We start from the raw sequence: 12,481 nt of genomic DNA on the forward strand, positions 1-12,481 counted from the left end.
CTACCCGGCGCCTCCTCCCTCGGAGGAAATGAAAAAGCCCGGCATTTGCCGGGCTCTTTCGTCTTGCCTTGTCGCTTAGTTGCCGTAGACCGGGAACTTGGCGCAGATCGCCTTGACCTTCTCGCGTACGCCGTCGACCACGGACTCGTCGCCCATGTTCTCGAGGATGTCGCAGATCCAGCCGGCCAGCTCGCGGCACTCGGCTTCCTTGAAGCCGCGGGTGGTCACGGCCGGGGTACCGATGCGCAGGCCGGAGGTGACGAACGGCGAGCGCGGGTCGTTCGGGACCGAGTTCTTGTTCACGGTGATGAACGCGCGGCCGAGGGCGGCGTCGGCGTCTTTGCCGGTGATGTCCTGCTTGATCAGGGAGAGCAGGAACAGGTGGTTCTGGGTGCCGCCGGAAACCACGTCGAAACCGCGGTCGAGGAAGACCTGGGCCATGCTCTGGGCGTTCTTCAGGACCTGCTGTTGGTAGGTCTTGAACTCCGGCTGCAGGGCTTCCTTGAAGCACACCGCCTTGGCCGCGATCACGTGCTCCAGCGGACCGCCCTGGGCGCCGGGGAATACCGCGGAGTTGAGCTTCTTCTCGATCTCCTCGTTGGCGCGCGCCAGGATCAGGCCACCGCGCGGACCGCGCAGGGTCTTGTGGGTGGTGGTGGTGACCACGTCGGCGAACGGCACCGGGTTCGGGTAGACGCCAGCGGCGACCAGGCCGGCGACGTGGGCCATGTCGACGAACAGGTAGGCGCCGACCTTGTCGGCGATGGCGCGGAAGCGGGCGAAATCGAGGACCTGGGAATAGGCGGAGAAGCCGGCGACGATCATCTTCGGCTTGTGCTCCACGGCCAGGCGCTCGACTTCGTCGTAGTCGATCAGGCCATTGGCGTCGATGCCGTACTGCACGGCGTTGTACAGCTTGCCGGAGGAGGAGACGCTGGCGCCGTGGGTCAGGTGGCCGCCATGGGCCAGGCTCATGCCGAGGATGGTGTCGCCGGCCGACAGCAGGGCCAGGTAGACCGCGGCGTTGGCCTGGGAGCCGGCGTGCGGCTGGACGTTGGCGTAATCGGCGCCGAACAGTTGCTTGGCGCGGTCGATGGCCAGTTGCTCGACGATATCGACGTACTCGCAGCCGCCGTAGTAGCGCTTGTGCGGATAACCTTCGGCGTACTTGTTGGTCAGCACCGAACCCTGGGCTTCCATCACCGCCGGGCTGGTGTAGTTCTCGGAGGCGATCAGCTCGATGTGCTCTTCCTGGCGCTGGGCTTCCTGCTCCATCGCGGCAAAGAGTTCGGCATCGTAGCGGGCGAGGGTCAAATCACGGCTGAACATGGCGGTCCTCATAAGGATCGGTGCTGGGAAAAGGCGCGCATTCTAACCCATGCGGCGGGTGCTGGCACATGAAAGGCCATCATGTCGCGGATAAGCGGCGCTCAAGCGCGCCGCACGGCGGCTCAGCCCTCGTTGAACATGAACAGCACGTCGCTGGCGTAGAGCATGCCGAACTGCTCGGCGGGCATCGGCCGGCCGAACAGGTAGCCTTGCACCTCGTCGCAGCCGTGCTCGCGAAGGAAGTCCAGCTGGGCCTGGCTCTCCACGCCCTCGGCGATCACCATCAGGTTCAGGCTGTGGGCCATGGCAATGATCGCCCGGGCGATCTGTGCGTCCTGTTCGCCGTGGGGCAGGCCGTCGACGAAGCTGCGGTCGATCTTCAACACGTCGATGGGGAACTGCTTGAGGTAGTTCAGCGAGGAGTAGCCGGTGCCGAAGTCGTCCACCGCGATGGCCAGGCCGAGGCGCTTGAGCCCGGAGAGGATCTGCATGGCCTCGGCGACGTCACTCATCAGGATGCTTTCGGTCAGTTCCAGCTCCAGGCATGCCGGCGGGATGCCTGTCTCGTAGAGGATCGCGGCGATCCGCTCGCCCAACTGGCCATCGGCGAACTGCCGTGCCGAGAGGTTCACCGAGACCTTTGGCACCCGCACCTTGGCCTTGTGCCAGCTGCGCAACTGCTTGCAGGCTTCCGCCAGCAGCCAGTCGCCGACCTGGGCCACCAGGCCGATCTCCTCCAGCACCGGAATGAACTCGCTCGGCGGAACCAGTCCGCGGCGCGGATGCTGCCAGCGCAGCAGGGCCTCGGCGCCGGTCAGGCGGCGGCCGTCGCCGGTGAACTGCGGCTGGTAGTGGAGGACGAACTCGCCCAGTTCAAGGGCGCGGCGCAGGTCGCTTTCCAGTTCCAGGCGCTCCAGGGCGCGAGCGTTCATCTCGGCCTGGTAGAACTGGAAGTTGTTCTTGCCCATCTCCTTGGCGTGGTACATCGCCGTGTCGGCGTTCTTCATCAGCAGGCTCAGTTCGGCGCCGTCCTGGGGCGACAAGGCCACGCCGATGCTGGCGGTGACGAAGAATTCACGGCCTTCCAGGGTGAACGGCCGGGCCAGACGGCCGAGGATCAGCTCGGCGACCTGGATCGCCCGTTTCAGGGCGATCTCGCGGTCGCCCTGGGAAGGCAGCAGCAGGGTGAATTCGTCGCCGCCCATGCGCGCCACGGTATCGTCCTGGCTGACGCAGGCGCTCAGGCGGGTCGCCACTTCCTGCAGCATGCGGTCGCCGGCGGCGTGGCCGAGGGAGTCGTTGATCGGCTTGAAGCGGTCGAGGTCGAGGAACATCAGCACCACCCACTGGCCGTTGCGCTCGGCCTGCTGCAGGGCGGTATGCAGACGGTCCTGGAACAGCGTGCGGTTGGGCAGGTGGGTGAGGGCGTCGTAGTAGGCCAGGCGGTGGATGCGCCGCTCGCTGGCCTTGCGCTCGCTGATGTCGCTGAAGAAGCAGACGAAGCTGACCAGGTCGCCTTCCTCGTCACGCACCGCGGTGATGCCGACCCAGGACGGATAGAGTTCGCCGGTCTTGCGCTTCTGCAGGATCTCGCCTTCCCAGCTGCCGCTGTGCTGCAGGCTGGCGAGCACGTGCTTGAGCTGGTTGGCTTCCTGGCGGTCGGCGGTGAGCAGGCGCGGCTGCTGGTCGAGCACGTCGGCCGGGCTGTAGCCGGTCAGGCGCGAGAAGGAATCGTTGACCTGGACGATGTAGCCGGCCGGGTCGGTGACCATGATCGCCGCCGTGGAGTGTTCGAATACCGTCGCCGCCATCCGCAGCTCGCGTTCGGCGCGGCGCTGCTGGCTGATGTCGCGGGCGATGCCGAGCAGGCCTTCGAAGCGGTCGTGCTCGTCCCACATCAGGACGATCCGCAGTTCGATGGGAATCTTGCGTCCGTCGGCGCGCAGGCAGTCGAGGGCGAACAGATGCTGGCCAGGGTTTTCCCGCAGCTCGGCGAGCTTCTGGCGGTCGCCGATGGCGTGCCGCACGCGGCGCAGCAGGCCGTTCAGGCGGCCGAGCTGGCGCGGGTTGGTGGCGGTCTGATGGAGGCCGTTGAGCAGCGCCCATTCCGGGCTGTAGCCGAACACGTGCTGTACCGAGGGGCTGACGTAGCTGGCGTTGAGTTCGGCGTCGGTGGAGAAGATCACGTCGCTGATGTTTTCCGCCAGCATGCGGTAGCGTCGGCCGTTCTCGCGCAGCGCGTTGTTCGCCTCGACGGTGAAGGTGATGTCCTTGGCCACGCCGATCAGGCGCGCCACGCGACCGCTGCGGTCGCGGCTGAAGGCCTGCTCGCGGATGTCGAACCAGTGCCAGCGGCCGTCGCGGTGGCGCCAGCGCAGTTGGCTGTCGAGCAGCAGGCCGTCGCCGACCACGTGCTGCAGGTTGCGGATGCGCCAGTAGTATTCCTGGTCGTCGGGGTGCAGCAGGGTTTCCCAGAAGTTCTCGCCCATCCGCGCCAGTTCTTCCTGGTTGTAGCCCAGTTGCTGGCCCAGGTGATGGTTGCTGAAGATCACCCGGCGCGCGTGCAGGTCGTGGATGTAGAGGGTATCGGGCACCGCCTGGACCGCGTCCGACCAGAACTTCTCGCGCTCGATCAGCGACAGTTCGACTTCCTTGCGACTGTTGACGTCGGACAGGCTGAGGGTCACCGCATGCCATTCGCCGGGGTTTTCCGGCAGGCGCAGTTGCAACCACAGGTGCCGCGGCGTGCTCTTGCCGCAGCGCAGCGTGGCTTCAAGTTCGAGTACCGGCCGGCGCTCGATGAGCGCCTCGATCACCTGCAGGCGCAGGCTGTCCGGTTGTAGCGGGCCGTGGTCGAGCAAGCGCTGCCAGGCCTGTTCGGTGGAATCGATCTGTAGCAGGCGGCGACTGACATCGTTGATCTCGGTGATGCGGATCCGCTCCAGCAGCGCCTGCTGCCGCCCGGGTTCGCCGGCGAGCCAGGCGCGCAGTGCGGCGCAGCTGTCCAGGCCTTGCTCCACAAGAGCCTGGCGCAGGGCGGAGAGGTCGAGCACGCAGAGGGCCACGCCGACCCCTTCGAAGATGTCCTGGTAGCGCCGCCGGGTTTCCTCCAGGACGCCGAGGGCGTGCTGTTCCTCGGTGACGTCGCGCAACACCCAGACCTGCCCGCCCTGGAGTATCTGCTCGCGGAGGGTCCAGGCCTGGTCGGCGAGCGCCGGATAGCTGGCCAGCGGATGGCGGCTGAGGGTGAACGTTCGCGGCTCGCCGCGCACCCGCAGCGGCAGCAGCTCGCTACGGGTCTCTCCGTCGCCACCGGCGTCCGTCAGCCAGCCTGGCTCGAGGTCCGGCAGCAGGCCCAGCAGATGATGCTGGCGGGCCTGGGCCGAACTGATGCCGAAGAGGCGTTCGGCCTGGGGATTGAGGTAGCTGAGGCGGCCGTCGGCGCGGGTCACCAGCACCCGCTCGTCGATCGCCGCCAGTGCCGTGGCCGCCTGGCGCAGGCTGCGCTGCGAGGCCAGGGTCATGGCGCGCAGGCCCTGTTGCTCGCGGTGCAGGCGCAGCAGCATGTACACGGTGACGCCGACCAGCAGGAGGAAGATCGCCAGCTCGCCGCCGATTCCCGGCAGCAGGCCGAGCCGCACTCGCGTGCTGTCGTAGAGCCCGCGAAGCTGCCAGTCGCTGTTGCGCAGCGGTTCCACGCCGAGGGTCTGCATGTCGTCGAGCAGCGCCGTGCTCCCCGGGGTATGCCAGAGCACCCGCCCGGCGTATTGGTCTTCCAGGCGCCAGAGCAGGTTGCCGGTGGGCAGGTCGGGACTCCACTGGGCGAGGCTGTCGCTGGCCAGGTGCAACAGCCAGAAGCCACTGTCGCGGCGGCTGCCGGGTTCGCGCAGGGTCAGGTAGAGGGATTCGCCGTCGCGCGGGTCGAGGCAATAGTGGTAGAGGCCGGAGCCGGCGTGCTGGCGCAACTGCTCGGGCAGCGTCGTTTCCGGCGACGGGCTGTCCGTCTGCAGGGCGCTGTCCACCCATTGCAACTGGCGCACCTGCGGCAGCGCATCGCTGATGCGCGGCAACAGCCTGCCCTGTATCTCGCCACGCTCGCTGGGGGGCACGCCCGGGAGCAGGGCGAGGGCGGTGCGCGCCTTGAGTTCGAGGGTCAGGGACAGGCGGTCGTTGAGACGATCGAGCTGGGCCGCGGCTCGCTCGTGTTCGAAGCGTTCCTGCTGGCGCAGCTCCTGGCTCATCTGCCAGAGCAGCAGGCCGAGCATCAACAGGACCAGCAACAGCAGGCCAGCCTTGGCTGCCGGTCGGTCGGGTACGGTCAGTGGGTCGCCGGCGGGAGGCGGCGACGGGGTTAGCGAGGGGGTCGACACTGACCGGAATTCCTGGGGGAGGTGTGATTCGGTAGACAGTTAGGATGCCCGGAAGCAAGGCCAAGTGCCAGTATCGCCGACGAGCGTCACGGTCCTTTCCGGCTGTCGAGGCACTTTGTCGCAGGACCGGTGACGACTGATCTTCCCGAGTGTCGAGCAGGCCTCCGGGCGGCCGAAGTCGACGGCACGCGGATCGGTCCGTGCCATGCGGCGACGAGAGGGGCGCCGCCGCGGGCGCGAGGGTCAGGAGCGCGCCGGATTGGAGGCGCCATGGAGGAACATCTGCTCCAGGGTATGCGCGGAATTGGAGCTGGCCGCCCGTCCGCGACGTTCCGCATCGACCATGCCGTAGACCAGGGTGATGAACAGTTCGGTGAACACGGCCGCCGTGATGTCGATGCGAAACACGCCTTTCTGCTGTCCGCGCAGGAAGAAGGCGTCCAGCGCTTCCAGGTAGGACTGCCAGCGTGCGCCTTCGCCGTGCGGGTCGAGGAAGTCCGGGCGGTACTGGAATACCAGGAATACCAGCAGCTCGCGGTGGGTGAGGTGTTCCTTGATCAGGCGCTGCAACGCCTCCAGAGGCTCGGCATGCTCCAGGTCGCAGGCCTGGATGATCTGGTTCAGTACGGTCTCTCCGTGGTCCTCGAGCATCTGCACCAGGTTGTCCCGCGTGCCGCAGAAGCGGTGCAGGGTGGCCTTGCTTACGCCGGCCGCCTCGGCCAGTTCCTTCAGCGTCGCTCGCGGGCGGTCGACGATAGCGACTGCCAGCGCCTTGATGAGTCGCTCGTCATGGGAAATCAGGGTCATCGATGGGTCCCGGTTGGTTTTTCTGATTGTGCGCATTGTGCAGAAAACTGGCCTCGCGTCCAAAGGAATTAGCTGTCAAAAGATCATTTGAGACAATATTGACTCAATTAGCTCGAAAAAGTACCATTCGATCCGTTTTCAATCAACGGTCGGGTGTGTCATGGCTGATTTGCGTGCAATAGGAAGGATCGGGGCGTTGGCTATGGCCATCGCGTTGGCGGGTTGTGGGCCGGCGGAAGAGCGACAGGAGGCCGCCGAAATGGTGTTGCCGGTGGAGGTCCTGACGGTGCAGGCCGAGCCCCTGGCGCTGAGTTCGGAACTGCCTGGGCGGATCGAACCGGTGCGTGTCGCCGAGGTGCGCGCGCGGGTGGCCGGCATCGTCGTGCGGAAGCGCTTCGAGGAGGGCGCCGACGTCAAGGCTGGCGACCTGCTGTTCCAGATCGATCCGGCACCGCTGAAGGCTGCGGTGTCGCGCGCCGAGGGTGAGCTGGCGCGGAACCGCGCGGTGCTGTTCGAGGCGCAGGCGCGGGTGCGTCGCTACGAGCCGCTGGTGAAGATCCAGGCGGTCAGCCAGCAGGACTTCGATACCGCCACCGCCGACCTGCGCAGCGCCGAGGCGGCGACCCGCTCGGCCCAGGCCGACCTGGAGACCGCGCGCCTGAACCTCGGCTACGCCTCGGTCACTGCGCCGATCTCCGGGCGCATCGGCCGCGCGCTGGTGACCGAGGGCGCGCTGGTCGGGCAGGGCGAGGCGACGCTGATGGCGCGCATCCAGCAGCTCGATCCGATCTATGCGGATTTCACCCAGACCGCGGCCGAGGCCCTGCGCCTGCGCGACGCCCTGAAGAAAGGCACCTTGGCCGCCGGCGACAGCCAGGCGCTGACCCTGCGCGTCGAAGGGACGCCCTACGAGCGCCAGGGCGCGTTGCAGTTCGCCGACGTGGCGGTGGATCGCGGTACCGGCCAGATCGCCCTGCGCGGCAAGTTCGCCAACCCCGACGGGGTCCTGCTGCCGGGCATGTACGTGCGCGTACGTACGCCCCAGGGCATCGACAACCAGGCGATCCTGGTGCCGCAACGGGCCGTGCACCGCTCCAGCGACGGCAGCGCCCAGGTGATGGTGGTGGGCGCCGACGAGCGCGCCGAGTCGCGCAGCGTCGGTACCGGCGTCATGCAGGGTTCGCGCTGGCAGATCACCGAGGGCCTGGAGCCGGGTGACCGGGTCATAGTCGGCGGCCTGGCTGCGGTGCAGCCGGGGGTGAAGATCGTGCCGAAGCCGGATGGTGCCCAGGCGCAAGCCCAGTCACCTGCGCCGCAACAGTAAGGGCGGGTTCGCCCCGAGGATTTTCCGATGTCCGAATTCTTCATCAAGCGGCCGAACTTCGCCTGGGTGGTGGCCCTGTTCATCTCCCTGGCCGGCCTGCTGGTCATTTCCAAATTGCCGGTAGCGCAGTACCCCAATGTCGCGCCGCCACAGATCACCATCACCGCCACCTATCCCGGCGCCTCGGCGAAGGTGCTGGTGGACTCCGTCACCAGTGTGCTCGAGGAGTCGCTGAACGGCGCCAAGGGCCTGCTCTACTTCGAGTCGACCAACAACTCCAACGGCACCGCCGAGATCGTCGTCACCTTCGAGCCGGGCACCGATCCGGACCTGGCCCAGGTGGACGTGCAGAACCGCCTGAAGAAAGCCGAGGCGCGCATGCCGCAGGCGGTGCTGACCCAGGGCCTGCAGGTCGAGCAGACCAGCGCCGGTTTCCTGCTGATCTATGCGCTCAGCTACAAGGAAGGCGCTCAGCGCAGCGACACCACCGCCCTCGGCGACTACGCCGCGCGCAATATCAACAACGAGCTGCGGCGCCTGCCGGGCGTCGGCAAGCTGCAATTCTTCTCTTCCGAGGCGGCCATGCGGGTCTGGATCGATCCGCAGAAGCTGGTGGGCTTCGGCCTCTCCATCGACGACGTGAGCAATGCCATCCGCGGGCAGAACGTGCAGGTGCCGGCCGGCGCCTTCGGCAGCGCACCGGGCAGTTCCGCGCAGGAGCTGACGGCGACCCTGGCGGTGAAGGGCACCCTGGACGATCCGCAGGAGTTCGGCCAGGTAGTGCTGCGCGCCAACGAGGACGGCTCGCTGGTCCGGCTCGCCGATGTCGCGCGCCTGGAACTCGGCAAGGAGAGCTACAACATTTCCTCGCGACTGAACGGCACGCCCACCGTGGGCGGGGCGATCCAGCTGTCGCCCGGGGCCAACGCGATCCAGACCGCTACCCTGGTGAAACAGCGTCTCGCCGAACTGTCGGCGTTCTTCCCCGAGGACATGCAGTACAGCGTGCCCTACGACACCTCGCGCTTCGTCGACGTGGCCATCGAGAAGGTGATCCACACCCTGATCGAAGCGATGGTCCTGGTGTTCCTGGTGATGTTCCTGTTCCTGCAGAACGTCCGCTACACCCTGATCCCGTCCATCGTGGTGCCGGTGTGCCTGCTGGGTACACTGATGGTGATGTACCTGCTGGGGTTCTCGGTGAACATGATGACCATGTTCGGCATGGTCCTGGCGATCGGCATCCTGGTGGACGACGCCATCGTGGTGGTGGAGAACGTCGAGCGGATCATGGCGGAGGAGGGGATTTCCCCGGCCGAGGCCACGGTCAAGGCGATGAAGCAGGTATCCGGCGCCATCGTCGGCATCACCCTGGTGCTCTCGGCGGTGTTCCTGCCGCTGGCTTTCATGGCCGGTTCGGTGGGGGTGATCTACCAGCAGTTCTCGGTGTCGCTGGCGGTCTCGATCCTGTTCTCCGGCTTCCTCGCCCTGACCTTCACCCCGGCGCTGTGCGCCACGCTGCTCAAGCCCATTCCCGAAGGGCACCACGAGAAGCGCGGCTTCTTCGGCGCCTTCAACCGTGGCTTCGCCCGCGTCACCGAGCGCTATTCGCTGCTCAACTCGAAGCTGGTGGCGCGCGCCGGACGCTTCATGCTGGTGTACGCCGGCCTGGTGGCCATGCTCGGCTACTTCTACCTGCGCCTGCCGGAAGCCTTCGTGCCAACGGAAGACCTCGGCTACATGGTGGTCGACGTGCAACTGCCGCCTGGTGCTTCGCGCGTGCGCACCGATGCCACCGGCGAGGAGCTCGAGCGCTTCCTCAAGTCCCGCGAGGCGGTGGCTTCGGCGTTCCTGATCTCGGGCTTCAGCTTCTCCGGCCAGGGCGACAATGCCGCGCTGGCCTTCCCGACCTTCAAGGACTGGTCCGAGCGAGGCGCCGAGCAGTCGGCCGCCGCCGAGATCGCCGCGCTGAACGAGCATTTCGCGCTGCCCGACGATGGCACGGTCATGGCCGTGTCGCCGCCACCGATCAACGGTCTGGGTAACTCCGGCGGCTTCGCATTGCGCCTGATGGACCGTAGCGGGGTCGGCCGCGAAGCGCTGCTGCAGGCTCGCGATACTCTTCTTGGCGAGATCCAGACCAACCCGAAATTCCTTTACGCGATGATGGAAGGACTGGCCGAAGCGCCGCAACTGCGCCTGTTGATCGACCGGGAGAAGGCCCGCGCCCTGGGGGTGAGCTTCGAGACCATCAGCGGCACGCTGTCCGCTGCCTTCGGCTCGGAGGTGATCAACGACTTCACCAATGCGGGGCGCCAACAGCGGGTGGTGATCCAGGCCGAACAGGGCAACCGGATGACCCCGGAAAGCGTGCTCGAGCTATACGTGCCTAACGCTGCTGGCAACCTGGTACCGCTCAGCGCCTTCGTCAGCGTGAAATGGGAAGAGGGACCGGTGCAATTGGTGCGCTATAACGGCTACCCGTCGATCCGCATCGTCGGTGACGCCGCGCCCGGCTTCAGCACCGGCGAAGCCATGGCGGAAATGGAGCGCCTGGCCGCGCAGCTGCCGGCCGGCATCGGCTACGAGTGGACCGGCCTGTCCTATCAGGAGAAGGTCTCCGCCGGGCAGGCCACCAGCCTGTTCGCCCTCGCCATCCTGGTGGTGTTCCTGTTGCTGGTGGCGCTCTACGAGAGCTGGTCGATCCCGCTGTCGGTGATGCTGATCGTGCCGATCGGCGCCATCGGCGCGGTGCTCGCGGTGATGGTCAGCGGTATGTCCAACGACGTGTATTTCAAGGTCGGCCTGATCACCATCATCGGTCTTTCGGCGAAGAACGCGATTCTCATCGTCGAGTTCGCCAAGGAACTCTGGGAGCAGGGGCATAGCCTGCGCGACGCCGCCATCGAGGCCGCGCGCCTGCGCTTCCGGCCGATCATCATGACTTCCATGGCGTTCATCCTCGGCGTGATACCCCTGGCCCTGGCCAGCGGTGCCGGCGCGGCGAGCCAGCGTGCCATCGGCACCGGAGTGATCGGCGGGATGCTCAGCGCCACCTTCCTCGGCGTGCTGTTCGTACCTATCTGTTTCGTCTGGCTGCTGTCGCTGCTGCGCAGCAAGCCGGCACCCATCGAACAGGCCGCTTCGGCCGGGGAGTGAACGAGATGCGCAAACCTGCTTTCGGCGTATCGGCGCTGCTGATCGCCCTGACCCTCGGTGCCTGCTCCATGGCGCCGACCTACGAACGTCCCGCCGCGCCGGTGGCCGACAGCTGGAGCGGCGCCGCCGCCCAGCGCCAGGGCGCGGCGATCGACACGCTGGATTGGAAGAGTTTCATCGTCGATGCCGAACTACGCCGCCTGGTGGGCGTGGCCCTGGATAACAACCGCTCGCTGCGTCAGACCCTCCTGGATATCGAGGCGGCCCGCGCGCAGTACCGAATCCAGCGCGCCGACCGGGTTCCGGGCCTGAATGCCGCTGCCACCGGCAACCGCCAGCGGCAGCCGGCCGACCTGTCCGCCGGCAATCGCTCGGAAGTGGCCAGCAGCTACCAGGTCGGGCTGGCCCTGCCGGAGTACGAACTGGACCTCTTCGGTCGGGTCAAGAGCCTGACCGACGCAGCCCTGCAACAGTACCTGGCCAGCGAGGAGGCAGCGCGCGCGGCACGGATCGCCCTGGTCGCCGAGGTCAGCCAGGCCTACCTGAGCTATGACGGCGCCCTGCGGCGCCTGGCGCTGACCCGTCAGACCCTGGTCAGCCGCGAGTATTCCTTCGCCCTGATCGACCAGCGCCGCGCGGCCGGCGCCGCCACCGCGCTGGACTACCAGGAAGCCCTTGGCCTGGTGGAGCAGGCGCGCGCCGAGCAGGAGCGCAACCTGCGGCAGAAACAGCAGGCATTCAACGCGCTGGTGTTGCTGCTGGGTAGCGACGATGCCGCGCAGGCGATTCCGCGGAGTCCGGGGCGGCGGCCGAAGCTGCTGCAGGACATCGCACCCGGCACGCCGTCCGAGCTGATCGAGCGACGCCCGGACATCCTTGCCGCCGAACATCGTTTGCGGGCGCGCAACGCGGATATCGGCGCGGCGCGCGCGGCGTTCTTCCCGCGCATCAGCCTGACCGGCAGCTTCGGCACCTCCAGCGCGGAAATGTCCGGCCTGTTCGATGGCGGCTCGCGCTCCTGGAGCTTCCTGCCGACGCTGACGCTGCCGATCTTCGATGGCGGGCGCAACCGTGCCAACCTGAGCCTGGCCGAGGCGCGCAAGGATTCGGCGGTGGCCGCCTACGAGGGGACCATCCAGACCGCTTTCCGCGAGGTCGCCGACGCCCTGGCGGCCAGCGATACCCTGCGTCGCGAAGAGAAGGCCCTGCGCGCCCTGGCGAACAGCAGCAACGAAGCCCTGAAGCTGGCCAAGGCACGCTACGAGAGTGGCGTCGACAACCACCTGCGCTACCTCGATGCGCAGCGCAGCAGCTTCCTCAACGAGATCGCCTTCATCGACGGCAGCACCCAGCGGCAGATCGCCCTGGTCGACCTGTTCCGCGCGCTCGGCGGAGGCTGGGACGAGGGACGGAGCCTGGTGGTACATCGAGGCGGCAGGAGTTGAGCGGGTAAACGTGTGGGAAACGGTGCTAGCGGGTGGCAACTGCCGCC

6 protein-coding genes are annotated in these 12,481 nt (G+C 67.1%); 3 read left to right on the top strand and 3 right to left on the bottom strand.

Features of this window, described 5'->3' with window-relative positions; genetic code table 11:
• Window positions 1-75 precede the first annotated feature (75 nt).
• From glyA to nfxB, 3 genes are all read right to left on the bottom strand, one after another.
• Window positions 76-1,329 (bottom strand): serine hydroxymethyltransferase, encoded by a 1,254-nt coding sequence (gene glyA, locus ACTJJX_RS29445; protein WP_003094846.1) that lies wholly within the window; start codon window positions 1,327-1,329, stop codon window positions 76-78.
• A gap of 122 nt (window positions 1,330-1,451) precedes the next feature.
• Window positions 1,452-5,699, bottom strand: coding sequence for a cyclic di-GMP receptor MorA (gene morA, locus ACTJJX_RS29450; protein ID WP_023082683.1), 4,248 nt, complete (start codon window positions 5,697-5,699; stop codon window positions 1,452-1,454).
• Window positions 5,700-5,942: 243 nt separating this feature from the next.
• The gene (gene nfxB / locus ACTJJX_RS29455; RefSeq protein ID WP_003094842.1) at window positions 5,943-6,506 is read right to left on the bottom strand and encodes an efflux pump transcriptional repressor NfxB; all 564 of its coding nucleotides are present in this window, start codon (window positions 6,504-6,506) and stop codon (window positions 5,943-5,945) included.
• A 160-nt stretch (window positions 6,507-6,666) separates the two neighbouring features.
• On the opposite strand from nfxB, the gene mexC reads away from it, so the two are divergent.
• From mexC to oprJ, 3 genes are read left to right on the top strand one after another with little or no spacing between them, the layout of a single operon-like run.
• Window positions 6,667-7,830, top strand: coding sequence for a multidrug efflux RND transporter periplasmic adaptor subunit MexC (gene mexC / locus ACTJJX_RS29460; RefSeq protein WP_003116286.1), 1,164 nt, complete (start codon window positions 6,667-6,669; stop codon window positions 7,828-7,830).
• Between the two features lie 27 nt (window positions 7,831-7,857).
• A complete protein-coding gene (gene mexD, locus ACTJJX_RS29465) occupies window positions 7,858-10,989 on the top strand; it encodes a multidrug efflux RND transporter permease subunit MexD (protein ID WP_016852128.1) in 3,132 nt (1,043 codons plus the stop codon).
• 5 nt (window positions 10,990-10,994) lie between these two features.
• Window positions 10,995-12,434 carry a multidrug efflux transporter outer membrane subunit OprJ gene (gene oprJ, locus ACTJJX_RS29470; protein WP_016852127.1) on the top strand — a complete coding sequence of 480 codons (1,440 nt, stop codon included), beginning with the start codon at window positions 10,995-10,997 and terminating at the stop codon, window positions 12,432-12,434.
• The last annotated feature ends 47 nt before the right edge of the window (window positions 12,435-12,481 follow it).

Origin of the sequence: Pseudomonas sp. 22490 (genome assembly GCF_052044465.1) — a bacterium.
In the GTDB taxonomy this organism is placed as follows: Bacteria; Pseudomonadota; Gammaproteobacteria; order Pseudomonadales; family Pseudomonadaceae; genus Pseudomonas; species Pseudomonas aeruginosa.